This window comes from Mobilitalea sibirica (assembly GCF_015999265.1).
Classification (GTDB): domain Bacteria; phylum Bacillota; class Clostridia; order Lachnospirales; family Lachnospiraceae; genus Mobilitalea; species Mobilitalea sibirica.
The window spans coordinates 1-24407 of record NZ_JAEAGR010000004.1 but is presented as its reverse complement, the minus strand read 5'-3'; the positions used below and the strand labels follow the sequence as shown (position 1 = coordinate 24407).

The following is a 24407-nucleotide window of genomic DNA, read 5'->3' as shown; positions in this document are numbered from 1 at the left end:
TCAAACAGTGCATTACGGTAAAATCATATTCCTTGTTTAATTATTTTTTAACAGCCCCGATTATATTTTACAGGATTAGTCTCTACGGATAATGGATGCTTCGGAAGGCTTTTTATATAGTTGTTTTATTTTTTGCATTAACGCTTTGTTTTCAAATAATAGATTTATTTCAGCCCCAATAAAGAGGATATACATACAAAAATACATCCAGAGCATAAAAAGTACAATAGCCGTTAGGCTTCCGTACATAGATGCATAATTTGCAAAATTATCGATATAGAAGGAATATGCATAAGAAAAGCCCATCCATCCTGCAGCACAGACCATGGCCCCAGGTAGTTCATTCATAAATTTAGTTTTCCTATTGGGAATAGCAATATAGATGATTAGGAAAAAAATCAATAGAGTGACCAAACCTACGATTGTTCTAAGGCTGATAATTAGCAACGCTAAATCCCTTAATACTGGAAACTTTTGCTCAATCCAAAGATACAAACGGTTACCAAAGACAAAGAGTACCATACTGGCAATCAACATAACAGCAAAAACCAAAGTATAGACTGCAGAGGATATTCTAAGTAAAATATATTTTCTGGTTTCTTTAATCTCATATACGGAATTTAGACCCTTTAGAATAGCTAAAAAACCTTTACCGGCAGACCATAGGGCTGTGATAGCAGTGACAGAAATTAATGTTCCTGACGAAGTTGTATCATATATCTCTGAAATTACCGATACAATAAGAGAGTTAATTGCTGTTGGAAATACCTGTGTAAAAACCTTTAGCATAGTGCTTTCTTCGAAAGGAAAGTACCTTACGATACTCAGTAGCAACATAATAAAAGGAAAAAAAGAAATAATGATAAAGAAAGCCGCCTGAGCTGAAAATGCAGCCACATGATCGTCTCTAATTTTTCTTCCTAATAAGCCGATAAGTTTTAATGTTGATTTTATCATATCGTTGCCCCTAACTAAAAATGTATTGTAATACTTACATTATTTCATAAATAGAAATTTGCGTCAAATAAAGTACTAAGGAAGACTAGTCGACAAAATATAAGATTTCTTTGAATAGTAAGCTGCTCTTCATTATATTATATGTGAGGCAATTTTAGACTATCCATGTGAATTTTATGCTAAGATGTGATTTATTCATTGTCTATTTTATCTCCAATTACAATTGAATCCCAATATTCGTCATTTAAAACAATACTATATTCTGCTTTTATTTGATTATAAATCATCTCAAACTGTCTGTTTTCCTCGGCTTTCACCGCTTCTTTTACCGCTTCTTCGTAACGGGCAGAGGAGTTGTTGTTCACCATATGAATGATATAATGACCAAATTCTGTTGTCACGATATCGCTGTATTCACCGTTACTAAGTAGAATAGCTTTATCACGATAGATCTGTTCCGGTGTACTGTCACGATATATAAAACTACGGGTATAGTAAGATATAGTGTCATCCTGCTTGATTATAGTCTGAAAATCAGTTCCGCTATGAATTTGTTTTAACGCTGTCGAAATCCTTTCATAGGCTTTTTTTTGCTTAGCCTCATCAAGTGGTTTTATCTCCTTGTTTTTAGAGGAAACGGTAGCAGTATAAATACATTCTGTTATATATTCTCGATATTCATCAATAGAAATACTATTTCGAATAGAAGTTTCATCGATGACAAAGCGTTTGGACAACTCCATATAATATTTATCACCGAGAGATAATTTGTGAAAAGTTTTCGTTAAGATATCCTTATTTAAACCGGTACTATTTCGCTCTGTCTCAGATAAAGAATTAAGTAAATCATTGACTGCTTTTTCATCATCATTTTTTTCCTGATTAGTTAAGATAATACCGGCTTTCTTCGCCTGATCGGCTAAGATCTCATACATAACCACCCGGGTTATAATGGAGTTTTTCGCTGTTTCTCGCATGGTGACACCATTATATTGGTAATCCCAGTAACTAATGTCCATCTGATTACGATAATATTCGTCATAGGAATTACCTTCTGTTTCAATAAGATAAATATCATATCTGAAATCATCCAGGGTGAGATTAATATTATCTAAAGAAATAATAATTTCATTCTCTCCTTTGCTGCAGCCTCCGAACAAAGATAGCATTAAAATCAGTGAAATTATTTGTATCTTATTTACTAGGTGTTTTATCTTCATAATAGTGCCTCCGAAAATTATGAATCTATCTATAAGTACTTTTATTGTACCGTATTGATTATGATAGTCAAGTTAAAAAACGAAAGCAGATGTTAAAAGAAACATTATTTATAAGTATAATACTGCCGAAAAATAAGATTTAACGAATATTATTTTGCTGAAATATGTGTCGAATGTAAAGGTTAAGTAGCAATTGATAAAATATGGTAATTAAGTTATAATAAATGTATCACTTTACAACATATTTTAGTGGATAGATACTTGATTTTTATTGGTTTTATGGTTATGATGATAAGTGAATGTAGATTTTGTTAATTTATTGATTAGGAGGAAAATGCTCCTAAATAGATAGGGAGGATAACCTCTAAAATAAGAATAGGAGAAAAGAATATGATCAATTTTGATGAAGAGATTGAGAAATTCCAACCAAGCTTAGAAATCGAACAAGCAGAAGATGTCATATATAATAATGACTTGACCGATATAACTGATATTTTAAAAGAACTACTAAAGGGGAATAAAGAGAATTAAGCATCAGATTAAAACAGTTAGGTGGGGATGATATGATTTGCCCGAATTGTGGAAGTAATATGTCAGAGAAAAGGAAGCGCTGTGAACGTTGCGGTGAAGACTTAACATTATATAAAAAGATACTTAGGGCTTCCAATTTATATTATAATAACGGATTATCAAGAGCCAGAGTCAGGGATTTATCAGGAGCAATTATTGCTTTAAAGAATAGCCTTGAACTGAATAAAACGAATATAAATGCCAGAAATTTATTGGGACTTATCTATTTTGAAATGGGTGAAACAGTAGCTGCTTTGAGCGAATGGGTAATCAGTAAGCACTTTAAGCCGGAGGACAATGATGCCGATGATTACATTAATTCTGTTCAATCAAATCCCACCAAATTGGATAATTTTAATCAGGCTATTAAGAGATATAACAATGCATTATCCTTTGCGAAACAGGGGAGTGACGATCTTGCAATTATACAGCTAAAGAAGGTAACGGCCTTAAATCCACATTTTATAAGAGCGTATCATCTGCTGGCTTTACTGTATATGAAGAATGGTGACACAGAAAGAGCAAAGAAATACTTGATTAAAGCCGGTAAAATCGATGTTTCGAATACTACGACTTTACGTTATATGAGAGAGTTGGAACCGATTAATCCTTTATCTAAGGATAATGAGGGAAACAGCGATGGCACAACAAGCCTAACGAATACAATTATGCCTGTTTCAACCTATAGAGAGGACAAGCCCAATATTATGGCATTTGTTAATTTAGTGATAGGTGTTGTTCTTGGTATCGCATTGATGGCTTTCCTTATGATACCTACCATTAAAAAAAATCAGACGACAGCAGAGAATGAGGATTATATTGATTTTAGTGCAGGGATTGAGAGGCAGCAGGAACAGGAAGAAACCATTCTTGCATTACAGCAGGAACTGGCAGATTTAGAACAGGAAAATGAACAACTTAAAGATCAGATAGAAAGTTTCGTTATTCCTGAGGATAATCCGAAGCTTTATGACCCGTTGTTTCAAGCGTTTCAATTATATATGAATGAATTAAACAAGCCGGAGGATGATAGAGATTTAACTGCAATTGCAGATGCTCTGGTTACAATTGACGAAGCGCAGTATGAATCTGAGGCAGCTGTAGGTTTGCTAAATCGATTAAAAAATGAACTATATCCGACGGTAGCTGATATCTACTATGATATCGGACATGATTTATATGGTGATCGTAAATATGAGGAGGCTATCGTAGAATTAAATAAATCAGTAACCTTAAATCCAGCCCATGTAGACGCAATTTATTTTACCGCAAGAGCTTATCATCGACTTGAAGATTATGAAAATGCGGCGATCTACTATGACATTGTAGTAAAGGATTTTCCTGATTCCAATCGATATAAAAATGCAAAAGACTTTTTAGAGGACGTACAACCATAACCGGATAAAAACTATAAATTTCAAATGATAAAGATATGAAGAAAAAGACATTTCATGCAGGATGATTTAAATCATCCCATTAAAGGTCTTTTTTTTCATATGCAATATAAGCTAACAATTAATTTGCAGTAAAATTCTTATGTAAGGAGGGAGACCATCACATGCACGACTTGAAAAAGCAAGGTAGTAATCGCCAAAAGGCTAGAGAGGAGGGTACCATATATGACATATATCAAAGATGCCTTGTGATCCGATTAATGGAAGATTTGGATCATCATAATGCGATTCGTATACGGGAAAAAGCAGATAAGCTGATAGAGCGAAATCATATAAAACATATTATTTTCGATTTTTCCGGTGCAGGGTTCATGGATAGTGCCGGAATAGGCGTAATCATGGGTAGATATAAAAAAGTAATATTTATCGGAGGAAAAACAGCTGTAGCAAGTGTTAATTCAACCGTCGACAGAGTATTCCGGCTATCGGGTCTATATAAAATCATTGATAAGTATGATACAGTAGAAGCCGCATTAAACAGACTTCAAAATGTTTAGAAGTAATCGGTTATACCGATTTATGAAGAGGAAAGGGGATAAGAAAACATTATGAACGATACGAACGAAATGTTATTGGAGTTTGAAAGTAGATCTCAAAATGAAAGTTTTGCACGTACTGTTGTTGCAGCTTTTGCTGCCGGGCTTGATCCGACGATAGAGGAATTGGCAGATATAAAAACGGCTGTTTCCGAGGCCGTAACGAATTCAATCATTCATGGATATGGAAATTGTGTTGGAACAATACGTATGAAATGCTCCATAAGAGGCAATGAGCTAACCGTAGAGATAGAAGATGACGGAGTTGGTATAGAGAACATTAGTAAGGCAATGGAACCGTTATATACCACAAGGCCGGAACTGGAACGGTCCGGTATGGGATTTTCTTTTATGGAAGCATTTATGGATGAACTAGAGGTTGAATCTGTTGTTGGAAGAGGAACAATAGTGAGGATGAAAAAGAAAGTGGGGAAGGCAGAAAGAATAAAAGGGTATGCGCAGGAAGCCAAACAAAAAATTGTGTAATCTCGAAGTATATGGAAGAAGGGAGAGAGGTTTAATGTGGATACGCTTGAGCTGATCAAATTATCTAAGGAAGGCGATAAAGAAGCCAGAGATCGGGTTGTTTCTGAAAATGTAGGCTTGGTATGGAGCATTGTCCGTAGATTTGCCAACAGGGGACATGAAATGGAAGATTTGTTTCAAATCGGCAGTATTGGTCTGATAAAGGCAATTGATAAATTTGATTCCTCCTATGAGGTGAAATTTTCAACCTATGCAGTACCTATGATAACAGGAGAAATAAAAAGATTTTTAAGAGACGACGGTATGATAAAAGTAAGCCGTTCTTTGAAAGAAACAGCAACCAAAATAAGATCGGTAAGAGAAAAATACGGGAATTTATATGGAAGAGAACCTACGATTGAAGAAATAGAGGAAGATTTGAATATAGCAAGAGATGAAATCGTTATGGCATTGGAAACCGGTGCCGAAGTTGAATCACTTTATAAAACTATTTACCAAGGGGACGGAAGCCCTATCTATCTGATTGATAAATTAGCAGAAACAAAGGATGAGAGTGAAAATTTGATTGATAAGCTTGCATTAAGGGAAATCATTGCTTCATTAGACGAAAAAGAACAGGAGATAATCAAGCTTAGATACTTTAAAGATAGAACACAGACAGATATTGCAAAAGAACTGGGAATTTCACAGGTTCAGGTTTCCAGGATGGAAAAAAGAATACTTAAGATTATGAGAGAAAGGCTTGGAGCCTAATTACCTATTAATTTCCAGTATAGTAAAGTCTGTAAATCATATAATAATATCAATATTTATAGTGTATCATAAGCATCAGTAGAAAATACTGATGCTTTTTTCTGACTTATATTATTTTAACAATAAATTAGTGTGACATAATATAAGTATGATAAAACTGATATGTGAATATCGAGAGTAATTTCATTCACGAGGAGTAAGAAGCTTTTTATGATAACTGTAGGATAAAGATTTTATTTGGAGGTTATAAGGATGATAAATAAAAAGAGGTTATTGTTGATTGCTACCTTTCTTATTATTGCTGCAGTAGCAGTTGTTTTATGTGTAAGTTATTTTACCGGACGTTCTCCCAATGAGTTTGACGGTACTTTGGTTAATGCTAACAATTTCATACAGCGTATTTAATAAAAAAGGAGTGTAACTATGGCAAAGCAAAATAAACCTTCTGTTTCGGGTGTTGTAAAAGAAAAAAATAAAACGACCAGAAATGAGAATTACAATCAGTATGTAAAACAGGTCACACCAAAATTCAGTTGTTTTAAAAATTGTGTCAAAGCCTTTGTAATAGGAGGTATTATATGTGTAATCGGTCAGGGCTTTATTAAATATTATGAATCCTTAGGGGCTGATAAGGAACTGGCGAAATCTTATAATACGATTACATTGGTGTTCTTAGCTATCTTACTGACTGGCTTGGGACTCTATCAGAAACTGGCTAAGTTTGGCGGAGCGGGAACTTTGGTGCCAATTACCGGGTTTGCTAATTCAGTTGCAGCACCGGCAGTGGAATATAAAAAAGAAGGACAAGTATTTGGTGTAGGTGCCAAAATATTTACAGTTGCCGGTCCGGTTATCTTATATGGTATTTTTTCTACCTGGGTACTAGGCTTATTCTATTATATTTTAAAGCAAGTGGGGATTGTTTAATGTACAGTACTCAATTAACCGACATAGATAAGGAGTTGTATGAATGACTGAAAAGGCAAAAAGAAAATCCAAGATTGCAGGAAAGCAAAGTGTATTATTTACGAACCCACCATATATCATTGCGGGTGCCGGGGTTGCCGGTAAAAAAGAGGGTGAAGGACCTTTAGGTTCTCTTTTTGATATAGTCAAAGAGGACCCCATGTTCGGAAAGAAAAACTGGGAAGATGCTGAAAGTGAATTAATGAAAGAAGCTGCACAAGAGGTGCTTAAGAAAGCAGGGATGAAAAGTGATAGTATTCGTTATCTGGTTGGTGGAGACTTATTAGGACAGCTGATAGCAACCTCTTTTGGTATAGCAGAGCTTAATATACCAATGTTTGGAATCTACGGAGCCTGCTCAACTATGGGTGAGGCCATGTCCCTTGGAGCTATGCTCGTTGATGGAGGTTATGCGGAGAAGGTAATGTCTTTAACCTCAAGTCATTTTGCAGGGGCAGAAAAACAATTTCGCATGCCTCTTGATTATGGTAATCAAAGACCCTATTCAGCAACCTGGACTGTTACAGGAAGCGGAGCAGTCATTATTGCAAAAGATAATCATAAAAAGGCAGGAAACAATGAAGCGGACATTGTAATAGCAGGGCTTACAACCGGTAAAATTGTAGATTACGGTATTAAAGATTCCATGAATATGGGTGCAGCCATGGCTCCTGCAGCTTTTGATACCATTAAGCAAAACTTTGAGGATTTGGATGTAAAACCGGATTATTACGATAAGATTATTACCGGTGACTTGGGATATATAGGGAAAAACATATTAATCGACTTATTAAAGGAAAAAGGATACGACATTAGCAGTAATCATATGGATTGTGGAATTGAGATATATGATAAGGATTCACAGGACACCCACGCAGGAGGCAGTGGATGTGGATGCTCAGCGTTAACCTTTACTTGTTATATTATGAAACAGTTAAGAGAAAGAAATTGGACCAGAGTATTGTTTGTTCCTACCGGAGCCTTACTGTCGCAGGTGAGCTTTAATGAAGGAAATACAGTTCCCGGTATCGCCCATGCAGTGATCGTAGAAGCTGTTTAGCTCGTATAAGAGAATCGGGATGTGGCTGTTATGGATGAATACTTAAAGGAGATGAATTGTATGGATTATTTGAAAGCATTTTTGGTAGGAGGCGCAATATGTGCAGCTACCCAGATTTTACTGGACAACACGAAACTGATGCCCGGAAGAGTTATGGTAATACTGGTTTGCCTTGGGGCTTTGTTAGGAGCAGTAGGAATTTATGAGCCTTTTGCAAAATGGGCTGGAGCCGGAGCCGGAGTACCTTTAACAGGTTTTGGAAGCGTCTTATTTAAGGGTGTTAAGGATGCGGTTGATAAAGAAGGGTTCATTGGGATCTTTAAAGGAGGCTTCACCTCTTCGGCTGTGGGTATTTCAGCAGCCTTAATCTTTGCTTATATAGCATCATGGTTCTTTAATCCTAAGATGAAATCCTAAAGTGTGAGTATACTTTCTGATTTCTATCATTCTTTAAACTATGAAACGTACGTGAAATGAAAATAAGAAACTGTCTGGATTTCTTTCTTTTCAGATACCTGTATGATATAAAATAATCAATTATTTTCACTCATATAGAATAAGACGGGATATAGGATAACCTATAACACTTGTTTGGATTTCAATGAAGATGTTCTCCAGGGGTGAAATAAGGCAAATCCTATATCCCGTTTATCTTTATTTATTTCGTTTTAGTTTTATTCTTCTTCATTATCTGATCTGTTTCTATTATAAAAGAAGATATTATTTAAAAATTCATCTTCATATTCCGGTTCGAAGGGTTCTTCATCTTCATAATAGAAACCGGTATGAACATTACAGTTCTTTGTTGGTAATACATAAGGAGTATCATAAGTAACTGCTGTTTCAGCTTTCTTTAATAATACGGTTTCTCTTATATCGCTTAATGGACAATTATCCGTTGCCAGAGAATTGGATTCGGTACATATCTTAGCTTTTATATGAATATCGCACTTTTCAGTAGGCTCAGTACCTTTGGCAAAATACTCAATTCGTGTACTGTCTCCGCCTTCATACTGATCGCATAATCCTTCCACTGCCAGCTTACCAGATTTGGTACATACTTTAGCAGTAACGATAGACCCCGGCATGGTGAATGTTTTTGTCTCTAATCCAAGCCTTATATGGATCTGTTCCATAATTTTACGCCAGATATGTCTTTGGTAGCTCTTATCTGTCTGTGGACGGTTATGGTCAAAGCCGGACCATACCGTAGCGGTATAATAGGGTGAATATCCGGAGAACCATAAATCATTATAGTCAGAGGTAGATCCAGTTTTACCTGCCACCGGCATGTTGACCTCTTTCAGCTTTAAAGTTTTACCGGTACCTACTGTAACTACGTCCTCCATTGCATTGGTAAGAAGCCACGCGGTGGATTCCTTCATAACCTGATTTCTTTCAGGGGTCTTTTCTAAAAGTACTTTACCGTTATGATCAAGTATCTTTGTATATAGAATAGGTTCAATATAAACTCCGCCATTGGCAATGGCGCCGTAAGCGGCAGTCAGTTCAAGATTGGTAACACCGTCTGTTAATCCTCCCAGTGCCATAGGATAATGAATGTCGGATACCACTCGCCCATCCGGTTCTTTTCGCGTATCGACCAAAGTTGTGAAACCTAAATCGAGAAGATAATCATATCCAACTTGAGGCGTAACCTGCTCCAGTGTTTTTACTGTAACAATATTCATGGAGTGATAAATACCTCTTCTTAAGGTGCTTAGGCCTTCATATTCCTTCTTTTCTGTCCAGTTACTAACTTCTTTCTCTGTACCTGGATAATAATAAGGTCCTGCATCATCCTGAACGCTGGCTAGGGTTAAACCTGCTGTATCCAGTGCAGGAAGATATGTGGAAAGTACCTTAAAAGTAGAACCGGGTTGCCTTGTTGTATTGGTCGCTCTATTTAAGGTTCGGTTACCGGTTTTTTCACCACGGCCACCGATGATGGCAACCACATGTCCGGTATATTGATCCATTACAACAAAGGAAGATTGAGGTTGAATTGTCATGGTAATTTTTTCACCTAAAACCGTATCTCCATCCTCAAGCATTGCATCTTTAAATGCATTAATTTTTTCCTGCATATCTTCTTTATCTAGAAATAATAAGGAGAATTTACTGTTCCCATCATCAACATATAATTTATCAGGATCATCATAATCTTTGTAAAATTCTAACAAATCCTCACTGTGATAATGTATTGGCGTTTTTTCATCGTCATTTTTTTGGATTGAAAGGGCATAAGTAAGTTCCCAAAAGGACACACCCATTTCCGGGAAATTTTCTTCATCCGCATAGATCTCATCAGCAATTTGCTGTATTACCGGGTCTTGTGTTGTATAGATGGATAAACCACCACTATATAATAAATTAGATGCCTGTGTCTGGGTATAACCAAGTTCGGATTGTAAATCTTCCATAACCTGTTCAATTAATTCATCGGTGAAATAGCTATAAAATGATTTCGAATCTAATTCTTCATTTACAGATTGAATACGGGCATATACGTCATCTGCCATTGCCTCATCATATTCTTCCTGTGTACAATAGCCCTGCTCCAGCATATTTCCTAGAATTGCAGCTCGACGCTGGGCATTGTTTTCCGGATATGTGATTGGATTTAAATATACGGGAAGCTGAGTGATTGCAGCAATAACTGCGGCCTCCGACAGAGTAATATCTTGTACATCCTTATTAAAATATCGTTTGGAAGCGGTCTGAACACCATAGGTTCCGGAACCTAAATTGATGGTATTAAGATAATACTCCAGTATTTTATCCTTTTCATATATATTTTCCAATTGTATAGCCAGATATTGTTCCTGTATTTTTCTTTCTACCTTCCCGATAAACTCAGGTTCCCGTCCGCCTTCAAATACCTGATTTTTAAGAAGCTGCTGTGTAATTGTACTAGCGCCTACAAAATCTCCGCCGGTTAGTGCTTGAAAGAAAACCCGAAAGAGACCTTGCACATCAATACCGTCGTGTTCATAAAATCGTTCATCTTCAATTGCAATAAAAGCTTTTTCTATAACATAAGGAATTTCATCAATACTAACATAATCACGGTTAGATTGAGCGCCTACTAAATTTTCTATTTGATTTCCTTCTTTATCGAAAACTTTTGTCGTAAAGCCCCTTGGTACCACATCGATTTGTGACATATCAGGAGCGCTGTCCGCCAAGCCTTTGATAAAGCCAAAACCGGCATATGCACCTACGATAACAAGAAACACAAAGAATACAATACAGAAACGAAATAATGTAATTCTGGTTTTAGATACTAAACGCCTGGAAGTAGATTTTATATACTGTTGTTTATTTTGAATGCCTTTTTTACTATAATCCATAATTACCTCCGTTCGCATATTTCATGCTTATATATTATAGCAAATTCAAGCGATGAAATAAAGTTAAATATGTATTACAGCTAAGTAATAACCAGAAAATGGTATTTATATACAGAAAAAGAAAAATACAAGAAAATAATAGGAGAATTTACTTCATAAAAATACATGAAAACACAATCGACATGACAGAACGATATAGTTATATACACGAAACATGTGAATATGTCGAAACATAACGAATACGATAAAATAGTGCGTTGCTTTTTGCTTTTAAAAAAGATATTTTCTGTGTATAATAGATTTCGTCAGTTATTTTCTGTTATTATTTCTTATTATGGGGGTGTTATTATGATAAAAGCGCAGGTAGTGTTTAGTAATGAGGTGGTTTTGGAGGACAAAAGAAGCATGAAACTTGATTATTGTCTCACGGAGAAGGAATTAGAGAGCAATCCAACAACATCATATTATGGAATCCGTATTACAAAACATATGGATAATCAAGTAGAAACAGAAGAGGTATGTGGAATATCATATTCGAAGGATACAGTCCTATCCATGTTAAAGAAGTTATTCCAACATGAAGTGACTCCAATTTCAATGGTTGAAATTCTGGATGATTTGGTAACGCAATATAGCTGATACATATTTTAAAAGAGGTATACTTCATCATCAATCATTGTGAAGTATGCCTGTTCTTTTTTTTGCAGATTTACCGAACCACTGGTGAGGTCTGTGATTTTTTTTACGAAGCTGTTATATTGATTAAAAGGAATCATTAGTTCAAGCTTTACACTATCCGTATATTCTGATGATAGTACAGGCAATGTTTCCTGCCCGATATAATATTGTATTTTCCCAATATGGCTGTAATCTGTAAGCATCTGTAAGCGTATTCCCAGTTCTTTTGTGATAATTCGGCTGTTGTTAAGTCCTTCAATAACGGCAGACTGATATGCCTTTACTAATCCACCGGTACCAAGAAGTGTTCCACCAAAATAGCGGGTTACCACAACCAAAAGATTGGTTAATTCATGGGATAATAAGACATCAAGCATAGGTTTACCCGCTGTTTGACTTGGCTCCCCATCATCCGAGCAGCGCATGATAGGATTAATCGTACCAATCACGTAAGCATAACAATTATGTGATGCATCCCAATATTTCTTGTTCATTTCGTCAATGAATTCAATTGCTGCTTCTTCTGCTTCAACTGGATGTACCGTAGCTATAAATCGGGACTTTTTCATGATAAATTCTCCGATTCCACCCTCATATATGGTTTTATACTTACTAACATCCGTTATCATAACTTCACCTCTGCTGATTGTGTTTATTAAATTATAGCAAGCTTATTAACAGTCTGCAACAGGTGAGTTAGCATTCAATTATTTTACTTTACGAGTGAACTGTTTCTTTGGTTGTAATTGATAAACATAATATGATATTATGAATAGAATAAACGTAGAGATATAAGAACTTTAAAAAGAACTTGTACAAACATTTGTTTGCATAAGCGAGATATGCGTTGTATAATATTAGTAAGACAGCATTAATTCGGCATGGATTCTGTTGAATGGAGGAAGATATGAAGTCAGGTTTAATAACATGGCTACCTGCTATTATTCTAATGGGCATAATATTTTATTTCTCATCGAAACCGGCACAGGTTTCATCTGAGGACAGTATGAACATTGCCAACAGTATTTTAAATGTATATGAAACAATAGTAGAGAAGCCGCTGGAAGGGGATATAAGACTTGAAAAGTTGGGAACAATTGAACATTTCATAAGGAAGGGAGCACATTTTACGGAGTATATGCTTCTTGCAATCACCATTGCCTTTCCATTATGGAAAAGAAAAAATAGAGGTTATCGGCTCATTCTTTTTACTATATTTTTCACAGCTATGTATGCTGCTTCTGATGAAATACATCAGCTTTTTGTTCCCGGAAGGAGTGGTGAAATCAGTGATGTAATTATAGATACTGCGGGAGCAACGGTTGGAGCTTGCCTATATTATATTGTTACATTATGTTATATCCATAGAAAACGTAGGCGGGTTATTATATCTGAGGATTAAATTGGTTACGTTTTTCGTTATAGGTGTAATGAATAGAGGATAGAATTTTCTCCAGCTTAGAGCGATCAATATCAAGACTTTTACAAAGCTCATCTAAAGAGGAAAATTCATCCCGCAACTTTGTATTAATATAGCTTAATAATATAATTGGATCTTTTGGTAAAGTCATAAACGGGACTCCTTTAAAATGTAGTATAACCTTTATTATGCATGACTTTTTATAAAATTCAAGAGTTATTTTTAAAGCAATAGTCCTGAGAGAGGGTTATAGATGGTTTAATCAGTAATAGATAATAGCTAATTCTATAAAGAGTTTAATTTATAAAACTTTATGTTTAGATAGGTAGGAGTTAATCAAACAACTTTTTTATAGTAATAGAATAATTATAAATGTGATGAATACTAAATCACTGATGTAACATTCGATAGAAAGAATAAAAAAATATATTATTTATGATGAGAAAAATATGTCATTATACATAGAATATGGCGTCCGGAAAGGTGGTTGTCATGGATTTATTTGATTATATGAGAAAAGATACAATGAAAAAAGAAGCGCCTCTGGCCTCCAGGCTTCGTCCTAAAACTCTGGATGAGGTGGTGGGTCAAAGTCATATCATTGGTAAGGATAAGCTTTTGTACCGGGCAATCAAGGCGGATAAGATAAGCTCAATTCTTTTTTATGGTCCTCCGGGAACCGGAAAGACGACGTTGGCTAAAGTGATAGCCAATACAACCAGTTCTTTGTTTACCCAGATTAATGCAACGTCCTCCGGCAAGAAGGATATGGAGGCTGTCATTGAAGAAGCGAAGAATAATCTCGGCATGTATGGTAAGAAAACCATCTTATTCATTGATGAGATTCATCGTTTTAATAAAGGGCAGCAGGATTATCTACTTCCCTTTGTTGAAGATGGAACTGTGGTGTTAATCGGTGCAACAACAGAGAATCCGTACTTTGAAGTGAATTCCGCTTTGATTTCGAGGTCTATTATATTTGAATTAAAGCCTTTAGATAAGGAAGATATTAAGACATTGCTTATGAGGGCTGTTAAAGATGAGGAGAGGGGACTTGGTGTTTATAAAGCTATCCTTCACGAAGATGCTCTTGAGTTTTTAGCTGACATTTCCAACGGAGATGCCAGAGCTGCTTTGAATGCCATTGAGTTGGGGGTCCTCACGACAGAACGCTCGGAGGACGGTTTCATCCATATTACGTTGTCAGTAGCTTCCGAGTGTATACAGAAGAGAGTATTAAAGTATGATAAAAATGGGGACAACCATTATGATACGATCTCAGCGTTCATCAAAAGTATGAGAGGATCGGATCCGGATGCTGCTATCTATTATCTTGCTCGGATGCTTTATGCGGGTGAGGAGGTAGCCTTCATAGCCAGACGAATTATGATCTGTGCTTCTGAGGATGTATCCAATGCAGATCCTAATGCACTGGTAGTAGCAACGTCTGCAGCTTTAGCAGCTGAGAGGCTTGGAATGCCGGAGGCTCAGATTGTACTTGCCCAGGCAGCAGCTTATATAGCCTGTGCGCCGAAAAGTAACTCTGCGGTTAGTGCTATCGGAGCGGCCATGAAAGTAGTAGAGAATGAGAAGACAGCTACAATTCCATCTTATCTTATGGATGCCCATTATAAAAGTGCTTCAAAATTAGGTCATGGAATCGGTTACAAATACGCCCATGACTATGAAAATCACTATGTAGAGCAGCAGTATCTTCCCGATGAATTAAAAGACAGGGTTTTTTATGTACCTTCCGATAACGGATATGAGGTGGAAATCCAGGAATATTTTAAGAAAATTAAAGGGAAAGATATGAAATGAGAAAAATAGAAGAAAAGGTACTGTGTAAAGCATAGAGCTGTCACACGAGAAGAGAAGAAAAACAAAACGGGTTATGGAGTTCCCCTACACTAGTTGGAGTACAAACAAACATCAAAGCTATTCTCCAAATAGTGCATGAAGGGAAGTTCCATAGCCCACTTTAATTTTAACAGTTATATATATGCGACAACCTCATTGATATGGTGTTTACTATTTTGTACCTTCTTCTTCACTTACATCTTCATCTTTTATTTCCAGGTTGTCTTCCTCATTGTCGGCGATATCGTTATTCATTGGTTCATCATTTCGATGAACATAGCGATACACTGCAATAAATGCATATATCATCATAGGGACTACAATGATACTGAATATACCGGCTAGGAAGAGCTCAGGAGCAATAAATGCGGATATAAAGGTCACTATGATTAAGGTTAGAATTAAAACGATACCAACGATAGCGGCGATACGCTTTACTTTATTCATAAGATTATCCTTTCTTCTAAAATAATAATCAATCAATACTCTATTTATTCACATTATAAAGAATCCTTAGCTAAAAAGCAAGTTTCATATCTGGTAGCATAGAAATAAGTAATCAGTAGTGCCACCCGTAGCTAATAATCAACCGTTAGTTGAATTGTTAAACCAACAAGTTATTGTAACATTTTATGGAAGAAGTTATACTGACAGCAGAAGCTTCGATAATACTATATAAATTAGAATATAGAAATACGATCTTAGGAAACCGTAGGATAGGAGGATTTATGGATTTGAACGAAAATATAAAAAATAATATACAAAGATTACGTAAAGAAAGAAATGTTACACAGGATGTTCTGGCTGCTGCGCTTGATATCAGTATACAAGCAGTTTCAAAATGGGAGACCGGCTCATCGCTACCTGATATTATGCAAATTCCCAGAATAGCTAAATTCTTTGGCGTTACCATTGATTATCTGTTTTATAATGAAGGTAAGGAAGAGGTTGTAATCTATGGAGAACTTCCGGATGATGACACCTTAAGGATTGTACAGTTTAGAGGCAAAAAGATGCTTGGAGCGGAAACCTGGGAAAAGGATAAGAACATAAGTTTAAAAATACCGGAGGATATCATCAATGGTGAATCCAAAATTGAATTACATACAGAGATCTGGGGCAATGCAAATATCGAAGGTAATATTAGCGGCAACGTTAATTGCGGTGGTAAAATAAACTGCGGTAATATTGGCGGCAATGCTATATGCCAAGAGAAAATAAATTGTGGCAATATCGGCGGTAATGCAGAATGCAACGAGGGAATTAATAGCGGTAACATCGGCGGTAATGCGACCTGCTCCGATAAAATAAATTGTGGAGATATTGAAGGTAGTGTTAAATGCGAAGGAAACATTAATTGTGGAGAAATTAGCGGCAATGTTAATTGCACCGGCGACATCCTTTGCGGAATTATTGAAAGCGGCGTAGAATGTAAAGGTACGATACGTTGTAAAGAAATTAAAGGCGACGTTCACTGTGAGGGTGATATCATTTATGAAAAATAAATACTGATTATAATAAAAAGTCCAGTACTATCTGTAGTGTCATAAACTTCCTGTAACAGATGGAAAAAATAAAGGTTAAACAGAAGGAACAATCGATAAACGAGTGTTCCTTCTGTTTTTATAATAATAAAAGCTTCTCTAATAAATATGATGCTAAAGGTGATAAACACTAGTGAAAAATATTACCAAGTATCCCTATTATATAATTGTAGCGTTTTTCAAAGAAGTAGCTTATTTTGCTCACCTCATAATCAAATTGCTTGATTGCTTCCTCTTCTGATAGGGGACTGTAACGAATTGTAGTATCCACCATCATCGGGCGGTATGCTTCCTTATATGCATCCAATAGTTTCAGGACGGTATCCTGTTTAAAGTCTTTCTCAGCTATTTCCAAAAATCTGGCCTTAAACTGTTGTTCAAAGGTGTTGTTTTTTATTAGATTCGTAAATATATATCCTATGGTACAGGAGGGGTTAAATACGGTATGAAACGTATTATCACGATAGGAGGAAGGATTATATTTAGCATCATAGGCCAGAGAATTTTCATAGGTTAATCCGGTTGAGTATTCCGTATCATAAAGCATCCACCGCCATCTGCCGTCTCCGTAGGGATTGTTTTCCTCCACTGTTCTCGAACGCCATAACATAACATTATTGCTACCCCAGTCCTTATTGGCTACCAAAATCTCTACGCTGATATAATCGATAAAGCTTTCTATGTCCATCATTGTGCTAAATGTTTCATAATTCTTAGAAATTGTTAGGTCATTAGAAGCTAGATATTGCAGCATGGCTTGATATAGTTCAATATCTGCCTCTTCACCCTCATCAATTTTATCCTTTTTAACAATAATAACATTATCCTTATCCACTCCGTAGTGACTTTCTATATATTCTTCACTGTATCTTTCCTGTAAGTTATATAGTCCCCAGAACTCACCGTTTAAAAACACAATTGCTGGTTTCGATGCCTGCGTACTAAATTTAAGCTCTGAAGAAAGACGATGGATCATTACTTCCCTAATTTTTGTTAGTTCCGTATCATTACCGCCATTACGAAGCATGATAGATTTAAAGGTATTTATTACACTGCCATCGTATTCAGAAGAAAGTCCGGGAAATAATTCATAAGTAAAGCGATTATTTCCATACTCACTTCTTGCATAGATATTAAAGCTTTTTTGTAGGAAAGCCCTGGAGGCCCCTCCACGCATGCGAATGCCAACTTCCTGTGATATTTTCATCTGCCCGTAATCGTCAAAATACTCCATATGGGCAGGTCGTTCCCATTCTCTACCGCTTTGTTTATAATTCGCAGGCTGGTGCCAGTATCTGGTGTTAGCATTATATTCAGGGCCGTTCAGCCAGCTATCATGAACGGCACCGGTTACATATATACCGGTATTATAATCAAATAAATGTTCCGGTTCTGTTACCAGGGATATAATTGCTACCTCCTTATAATAATCAGCTTTATCCTCAAAACCTACGAAATAAGTTTTTGTTATTACTTTACTGCTATTTCCTTCTTCATCATAAGCTACTGCCCGGATAATCGTTGCTTTATTGATTAGAATAGACGGTGCAAAAAACTTACCGGTTGTTGTCCCACTTAGTGAAGCATATAGATTCTCATTCTTAGACCGGTCAGAAACCGTTAATGAATTGCTTGCTTGTAATTCGTCTGACTTATTGGTAGGAATTGTTCCGTCAGTGGTATAGTAAATACGCTGATCTTCCGCGGCTGTTATGGTTAATTCAAAGGGCTCCTTATAAAAACCACTTTCAACAGAAAAAAAGGGCTCCTTATGAGATGATAGGGTAGAGGCTTCATGATTCGATGTATTTGGAGTTGGTTTAAGGCTTATGTAATTCTGGCTGCCATCCGGCTGTCTGCCGTAAGTAGAACCTTCGGTAATTGCAGGAACAGTTACTGTGTCCATTAGAGTACCATCTGAAGTGCTGAGCATAAGGGTCTCTCCCTCTGCTGATATGCCAAAGTCGGTGAGTAGTTCTATATTTCTATCATTATTATTGTTTGGGTCTGCACTACCGTTAGCATAAACAAGAAGATAGCCACCGGCAGGAATTGTTACCTTTGGAAAGGTATAACGAAAAAGCTGTGAAGCCTTATCGGATAGACCGTAACCCTCAAGATTTATTGCTTTGTCAGTAGGATTATATAATTCAACCCAATCATAATATTCACCATCTTTGGCAGCGATACTGCCGGAATTTTTAGAACAGACCTCATTAATTAAGACTGTGAATTGATCCTCCTTCGATGTGTTTTTATTACCAAGAATATTGTATTCATCGGAAGGGTTAATAACTTCTTCAGACATAGTATGCTCACTTGGTTTATTCGAGGTAGGAACTGTCAATGCCCCGGAGTCAACATCTTTTGTATTGGTTATAGTGGTGCCTGTCTTTGCACAGGAAGTTAGGACTATAATGAGGGTCATTAATAGAAAGAATATCTTCATTTTTCTCATGGCAGTATGCTCCTTAGAATTGATCATATTTGTCCCATTAATAAAAGAAAAATATGGATAAAGGTATTATAATATGAAACCTATCATAAAACAATGTACAAAACTTGATTACGAAATTAGTTTGGACTTTAAAACATTTTGAACTGGATCAGAGACAGGCTTATAACATCAGGTAATAATTGTATGTTCCTATTGTTATATTATATTTCATATAGTATGATACGACTATAATATTTACGAAACAATAAAGATGAAAATGGTAGTAGTATATATGAATAAATATAAAAAAAACAGTTACTTTTATCCTTGGAGTCATTATCCTTTTGTCTGGCTATAGTGCGGAGGCGATAAATGGTCATAAAGAACTAAATTATAATCAGGTAGATTCTCCTCCTGACTCATTAGCGTTAGAATGAATACCGGCAGAAGAATTTTATTTTGGTGAACAACCCCATTTAAATTGCGCGAAGTAAAACGTGAGTAATGAAAACCCGCATTGCGGATATTGTAACTTGATGAAAGATATAGATTAGATGAGGTATGGCTTTAAGCTAATCTGGTTTTAATTCATATTTCGTTAAATTATGCAATATAAGTTTTTTACATATAAGGTAATCATTGGTATAACATGCATTTATGTTTTAATTATATATGAATTCTTATATAATACTGTTAACTTATGAGTGGATAATAAAAATATAAAGTAAGGAGATAAAAATGAAAAACACTATATTGATTACAGGAGCATCCAGAGGCCTGGGTTATTGCTTGACAAATAAATATTTGAAAGATGGAGATGTTGTGTTCGCAGGGGTAAGAGATATGACAGATCCTAACATAATTAAACTCAAAAAAGAATATCCGGATACCTTGATACCAGTAGAGTTGGATGTGTCAGAAACGAATTCAGTTAATCGGGCAGTAAATTCGATATCTAACTATACCGATAAGTTGGATATATTAATCAACAATGCTGCAATTCATAATAGCTCATCTTTTGAAATACTTGAAAAGGCAGATATAGATGATTGTATGGACGTATATAATGTAAATTGTCTGGGAGCAATCAGAGTGGTAAAGGCATTCATACACTTTATTAGGAAAAGTATTTCTGCTAAAATTATCAATATTTCTTCTGAGAGCGGAAGTATAACAGAATGTAAAAGAGAGAAAGAATATGATTACTGCATGTCAAAAGCTGCACTTAATATGGGGACAAAAATTCTGGCAAATTATCTTAAAAAAGATAACATTATTGTTCTGGCTGTTCATCCGGGATGGATGAGAACGGATATGGGAGGTAGTAATGCACGGTTCGATCCATATGAGACAGCGTGCAGATTGATTGAGTTATTTAAGGACAGAAATGACCATGATCAACCTATTTTTATTGATTATGAAGGAAATGAATATCCGTGGTAGCATTCAAAATCACTCTCTACGAATAAGGTTTTCCATTATTCGTAGAGAATAGTAGGTTTCACGTTATTAGTAAAAAATATTGCATATTGTTAGCTAACAGTATATAATACTCAACATAACTTGTTAAAGTGAAAGTAATTTATTTAAAACCAGATCTAATATTAATAAATGACAGACGGAAGAAAGATATTAATTATCAGTCTAAAGTAAGTCAATACCCTGTATGCAGTTAATGCGTATAAGGTATTGGCTTTTTTATTTACGCTAAGACGAAGCGATTAATAATAGTAGTAAAATGGCATATTAAAGAAAAAAGTAGATTTTATGATATAGAAAGGATAATAACATGAAAAGAAGAATACCTACAACTATGATGACACAGCATCCGGACTCTGCCACCAGATATATATCCGTACAAGAAGAGCCGGCGGAAGCTTTGGATGCTTTGAGGGCAGTACCGGAAGGTCTTGGACTTGAAGAGGTTATGATTGATTTTGAAGGGAAGCTAACTCCGTACCATCAAACAGCACAAGTAGTAATGGAGCTGTTGCAAAGAAATATCATTCCGGGAAAAGATGTATATGTTACTCCTAGGGTAGCCAACGCGAGAAAAGAAACAGCATTTAGACAAATTATGGCCTTCTTATCAATTATGGAGACAATCGTAAGCTCAAAAGAATTATCCAATATACAAGCTGTAATTGAAATAATTCTGCCAATGGCCAGCTCTTCAAAGGAATTAATTGAAGTCAAGAAACGAATTGAGTCTGTCATAGCATTGACTCATCAGGAATTTATTACGCAAGGAAAGATAGATACACTTCAGATCATACCTTTGTTTGAAGAAGTCCCGGAATTACTAAAGATAGATCAAATTATTAAGGATTTTGTTACTAATTTAAATAGCGAAAGCAACAAAACTGAATATTTACGGTTCATGTTAGGTAGATCCGATTCCGCACTTTCCTATGGTAATGTAAGTGCTATGTTAGCCAATCGGATTGCTATATCAAAAGCTTATGAAGCGGGAAATAGCCTGGGTATTGATGTTTACCCGATTTTTGGAGGTGGAGCACTTCCGTTTCGGGGACACATTACTCTTGATAATATTCATAATGTGTTAAAAACATATCCGGGGTTAAGAACAATTACGATACAATCAGGTATCAGGTACGATCAATCTCGGGATAAAACACAAAAACTCTCTGAAATTCTTAGGGAAGAACTACCTAAGAGTATGCCCCATATATATGCAGAAGAAGAGTTAAAGAATTTATATAACTGTATCGGTATCTTCACTTGTACTTATTTAGATGTGTTTTTAAAGATAATGCCATTAGTTGCTAAGTTTTCGGATTATATGCCAAAACAAAGAGATCGCTTATCCCGTAACAGCGGTGTGGGTTATGCAAGAGATGTAGCTAAGCCAAGAGAAATAGCAGAGTTTGTTAGCGAAGATAAAATACGAGAAGAGCTTTATAAGTATGATACAGATGTACAAATCGCTCTACCCAGAGCAATCACCTTTACGGCAACTTTATATTCGGTAGGTTTGCCACCATCCTTTATTGGAACAGGAAGGGGATTAAATCGTATCCGCCGATTGTGGGGACAGAAGGCACTGGATGATTTCTTAAAAAATTGTCCGACCTTAAAAGCAGACCTTGAATATGATATCAGATTTATCAATCTAAATAATATTAGAAGAGTATTTGATGATGAGGCTGTTAGGTTAATCGAGGAAGATATCTATTATTGTTGTGATATTTTTGGACTTTCACTTCTTTCTGAGAAAGAGAAGCATACCGATATTTATCATATTCTGATGGATTCCTCCCTTGGAATATTCAGTCATCTGGAAAAAGCAGCTGATATCTCCCGCCCTCATGAGATTGAACTACTCCAACACTGGTTGAAAGAGATGGGTAGTATCAGAGGGAGTCTGGGCTAAGGATAAGAAAATATAATTCAATTATCGATAAAAATAGGGTCTGTTGAAACAAATATTACGGGAGTATGCCGTCATATCTATGATTCAACAGACCTATTTTTATCTACTGTTTAATATTTTATTAAATTTAAATCCCAAATAAGGTAATCCTGAAAAGATTAATAATCTATCTATGAATTTATTACGAAAGATTAATTGCCATTAAATGGATGATGTTATATAATATAGCTCAAATGATACATTCGCATATTATGTTGGCGATAAGAAAAACTAGCATAGTCTATAATTATGTTTATTACATAAGGGGGAACTTTTTTATGGATGAGGAATTTAGAAAGCCATATGAATATAACGAAGAAAAAAGAGGATTTATTCTATTATTTGTTATCATGATTTTATTAATTGATATTTTACAGATCCTATCCTTTAATTCGCAAATTTACGAAATTTTTAAGAGTGTCCCTGTCCTCGCTATTGGTTTTATGGTAATGGGTATCCTATTCATTCTTTTTACTGTATTTACTGCGGCGACCTGTTTTATGTTAAGAAGGAATATGGTTATCATCTCTAAGAACTATCTAATCGTTCGGGCGGTTTTTTCAACAATCAGCGTATTGATAATATATATACACAGGATTAACAATGAAAACTTAATCGGCGGGGGCGTTGATCAGTATCAAACCAACGGCGAAATGCTGATGGGAGAACTGATAATACCGCTTTCTTATGTTCTGGTATTTAGTATTGTATGGTACCTGTACTTTTTAAGATCTAAAAGGTGCAAGGAGATTAGTAAGCCGGTACATAGCAAATAGTCATGTTACTATAAATTAAAGTAATAGCCTGTCACGTGTGTGGCAGGCTATCTATGATTAGAGCAATTAGAGGTAATATATTTACATATATTTTGATAAGCTTTTGCAATAAGTCATAATCATGTTGTAATGAGCAGAAATATATGTTAATATTTACAATATTTAAGTAAACATAACCTTATATTTACATGGGAGTTGCTTGTTAATAACTTTTAGCAGTCTTATGCCAGGTGGATCAGGAGGTAGCATGAAAGTCTTTTGGGAAATAGTAAAGACATCTTTTAAAGTACTTATTCAATATAAATGGACATTTGCGATTACACTATTGTCGCAGCCTATTTTAGTGTTAATTAACTATACCTTGTTTAAAAGTATCTATGCATATAACGAAACTTCGACCATAAAGGGTTATGAGCTTCCACAGATGGTATGGTTTTTTACCGGGATAATGATCATAAATTGTTTTGTTTGGAATTCAACCGTACAAGATATGTCAAGAAAGATTATTACCGGGGATTTAACTGGAGATTTGCTTCGACCTATCTCAATTTTTAAGAGTGAGCTTGCTTTTTGTTTTTCCTCCAGGGTGATAGCTATGATGATGGACTTGTTACCGGGAATGGTGATCTATAGCCTGATTATATTCCCTACATTTCTTACTCCTATATCTCTACTTCGGTTTGTAGCTGTTGCAATACCCGCATTTTTACTTAGTTTTATATGTAGTTTTCTACTTGGTCTCCTTGCTATGTCAATCAAAAACAGCACATCCTTAGGTGATAAGATACCTCTTAAGTAGACAAGGGAAATAACCAAAATCTACTTAGGAGGTATTTTTATGTCCAAATCACCACACACTACTGAGTTCCGTGCGAAAGTTTCACAGGAATATCTTGATGGACTT

General features: G+C 35.6%; 24 protein-coding genes. 17 read left to right on the top strand and 7 right to left on the bottom strand.

Features of this window, described 5'->3' with window-relative positions; translation table 11 throughout:
- Positions 1-75: 75 nt before the first annotated feature.
- Positions 76-957, bottom strand: coding sequence for a YihY/virulence factor BrkB family protein (locus I5677_RS05315; RefSeq protein WP_197660545.1), 882 nt, complete (start codon positions 955-957; stop codon positions 76-78).
- 191 nt (positions 958-1148) lie between these two features.
- On the bottom strand, positions 1149-2177 hold the full coding sequence (locus tag I5677_RS05310) for a peptidylprolyl isomerase (protein ID WP_197660544.1): 1029 nt from the start codon (positions 2175-2177) through the stop codon (positions 1149-1151).
- 390 nt (positions 2178-2567) lie between these two features.
- Between I5677_RS05310 and I5677_RS05305 the strand changes: the two genes are divergently transcribed.
- The 9 genes from I5677_RS05305 (at position 2568) to I5677_RS05265 (ending at position 8419) form a co-directional block, all read left to right on the top strand.
- A complete protein-coding gene (locus I5677_RS05305) occupies positions 2568-2708 on the top strand; it encodes a hypothetical protein (protein ID WP_197660543.1) in 141 nt (46 codons plus the stop codon).
- 59 nt (positions 2709-2767) lie between these two features.
- A complete protein-coding gene (locus I5677_RS05300) occupies positions 2768-4144 on the top strand; it encodes a tetratricopeptide repeat protein (protein ID WP_197660542.1) in 1377 nt (458 codons plus the stop codon).
- Positions 4145-4305: 161 nt separating this feature from the next.
- The gene (locus tag I5677_RS05295; protein WP_197660541.1) at positions 4306-4698 is read left to right on the top strand and encodes an STAS domain-containing protein; all 393 of its coding nucleotides are present in this window, start codon (positions 4306-4308) and stop codon (positions 4696-4698) included.
- Positions 4699-4749: 51 nt separating this feature from the next.
- On the top strand, positions 4750-5223 hold the full coding sequence (gene spoIIAB / locus I5677_RS05290; protein ID WP_197660540.1) for an anti-sigma F factor: 474 nt from the start codon (positions 4750-4752) through the stop codon (positions 5221-5223).
- Between the two features lie 36 nt (positions 5224-5259).
- Complete coding sequence (sigF, locus tag I5677_RS05285) at positions 5260-5976, top strand: RNA polymerase sporulation sigma factor SigF (protein ID WP_197660539.1); 717 nt, start codon at positions 5260-5262, stop codon at positions 5974-5976.
- A 252-nt stretch (positions 5977-6228) separates the two neighbouring features.
- Positions 6229-6381 carry a hypothetical protein gene (locus I5677_RS05280; protein ID WP_197660538.1) on the top strand — a complete coding sequence of 51 codons (153 nt, stop codon included), beginning with the start codon at positions 6229-6231 and terminating at the stop codon, positions 6379-6381.
- Between the two features lie 18 nt (positions 6382-6399).
- The gene (gene spoVAC, locus I5677_RS05275; RefSeq protein WP_197660537.1) at positions 6400-6903 is read left to right on the top strand and encodes a stage V sporulation protein AC; all 504 of its coding nucleotides are present in this window, start codon (positions 6400-6402) and stop codon (positions 6901-6903) included.
- A 43-nt stretch (positions 6904-6946) separates the two neighbouring features.
- Entirely contained in the window at positions 6947-8002 is a 1056-nt protein-coding gene (spoVAD, locus tag I5677_RS05270; RefSeq protein WP_197660536.1) for a stage V sporulation protein AD, read from the top strand.
- Between the two features lie 60 nt (positions 8003-8062).
- On the top strand, positions 8063-8419 hold the full coding sequence (locus I5677_RS05265) for a SpoVA/SpoVAEb family sporulation membrane protein (RefSeq protein WP_197660535.1): 357 nt from the start codon (positions 8063-8065) through the stop codon (positions 8417-8419).
- A gap of 257 nt (positions 8420-8676) precedes the next feature.
- Here the strand turns inward: I5677_RS05265 and I5677_RS05260 are convergent, their stop codons facing one another.
- Positions 8677-11355 (bottom strand): transglycosylase domain-containing protein, encoded by a 2679-nt coding sequence (locus I5677_RS05260; RefSeq protein WP_197660534.1) that lies wholly within the window; start codon positions 11353-11355, stop codon positions 8677-8679.
- A 348-nt stretch (positions 11356-11703) separates the two neighbouring features.
- Here I5677_RS05260 and I5677_RS05255 point away from each other — a divergent pair, with 348 nt between their 5' ends.
- Positions 11704-11994: a DUF6514 family protein gene (locus I5677_RS05255; RefSeq protein ID WP_197660533.1), complete on the top strand. Its 291-nt coding sequence runs from the start codon at positions 11704-11706 to the stop codon at positions 11992-11994.
- 8 nt (positions 11995-12002) lie between these two features.
- Here the strand turns inward: I5677_RS05255 and I5677_RS05250 are convergent, their stop codons facing one another.
- The gene (locus tag I5677_RS05250) at positions 12003-12662 is read right to left on the bottom strand and encodes a YigZ family protein (RefSeq protein ID WP_197660532.1); all 660 of its coding nucleotides are present in this window, start codon (positions 12660-12662) and stop codon (positions 12003-12005) included.
- 278 nt (positions 12663-12940) lie between these two features.
- Here I5677_RS05250 and I5677_RS05245 point away from each other — a divergent pair, with 278 nt between their 5' ends.
- A complete protein-coding gene (locus tag I5677_RS05245) occupies positions 12941-13435 on the top strand; it encodes a VanZ family protein (RefSeq protein ID WP_197660531.1) in 495 nt (164 codons plus the stop codon).
- Here the strand turns inward: I5677_RS05245 and I5677_RS05240 are convergent.
- On the bottom strand, positions 13419-13604 hold the full coding sequence (locus I5677_RS05240; protein WP_197660530.1) for a DUF4250 domain-containing protein: 186 nt from the start codon (positions 13602-13604) through the stop codon (positions 13419-13421). The two genes, I5677_RS05245 and I5677_RS05240, sit on opposite strands and share 17 nt — an antisense overlap.
- Positions 13605-13945: 341 nt before the next feature.
- Between I5677_RS05240 and I5677_RS05235 the strand changes: the two genes are divergently transcribed.
- Complete coding sequence (locus I5677_RS05235) at positions 13946-15274, top strand: replication-associated recombination protein A (protein WP_197660529.1); 1329 nt, start codon at positions 13946-13948, stop codon at positions 15272-15274.
- Positions 15275-15484: 210 nt separating this feature from the next.
- Here I5677_RS05235 and I5677_RS05230 read toward each other — a convergent pair whose 3' ends face one another.
- Positions 15485-15760 carry a hypothetical protein gene (locus I5677_RS05230; protein WP_197660528.1) on the bottom strand — a complete coding sequence of 92 codons (276 nt, stop codon included), beginning with the start codon at positions 15758-15760 and terminating at the stop codon, positions 15485-15487.
- A 281-nt stretch (positions 15761-16041) separates the two neighbouring features.
- On the opposite strand from I5677_RS05230, the gene I5677_RS05225 reads away from it, so the two are divergent.
- On the top strand, positions 16042-16818 hold the full coding sequence (locus tag I5677_RS05225) for a helix-turn-helix domain-containing protein (protein ID WP_197660527.1): 777 nt from the start codon (positions 16042-16044) through the stop codon (positions 16816-16818).
- Positions 16819-16987: 169 nt separating this feature from the next.
- Here I5677_RS05225 and I5677_RS05220 read toward each other — a convergent pair whose 3' ends face one another.
- Entirely contained in the window at positions 16988-19315 is a 2328-nt protein-coding gene (locus I5677_RS05220) for a CotH kinase family protein (RefSeq protein ID WP_197660526.1), read from the bottom strand.
- Positions 19316-20032: 717 nt separating this feature from the next.
- Between I5677_RS05220 and I5677_RS05215 the strand changes: the two genes are divergently transcribed.
- From I5677_RS05215 to I5677_RS05200, 4 genes are all read left to right on the top strand, one after another.
- Positions 20033-20737 carry an SDR family oxidoreductase gene (locus I5677_RS05215; RefSeq protein WP_197660525.1) on the top strand — a complete coding sequence of 235 codons (705 nt, stop codon included), beginning with the start codon at positions 20033-20035 and terminating at the stop codon, positions 20735-20737.
- A 346-nt stretch (positions 20738-21083) separates the two neighbouring features.
- On the top strand, positions 21084-22688 hold the full coding sequence (ppcA, locus tag I5677_RS05210; protein WP_197660524.1) for a phosphoenolpyruvate carboxylase: 1605 nt from the start codon (positions 21084-21086) through the stop codon (positions 22686-22688).
- A gap of 317 nt (positions 22689-23005) precedes the next feature.
- Positions 23006-23503 carry a hypothetical protein gene (locus I5677_RS05205; protein WP_197660523.1) on the top strand — a complete coding sequence of 166 codons (498 nt, stop codon included), beginning with the start codon at positions 23006-23008 and terminating at the stop codon, positions 23501-23503.
- A 247-nt stretch (positions 23504-23750) separates the two neighbouring features.
- A complete protein-coding gene (locus I5677_RS05200; RefSeq protein ID WP_197660522.1) occupies positions 23751-24302 on the top strand; it encodes an ABC-2 family transporter protein in 552 nt (183 codons plus the stop codon).
- Positions 24303-24407: the final 105 nt, after the last annotated feature.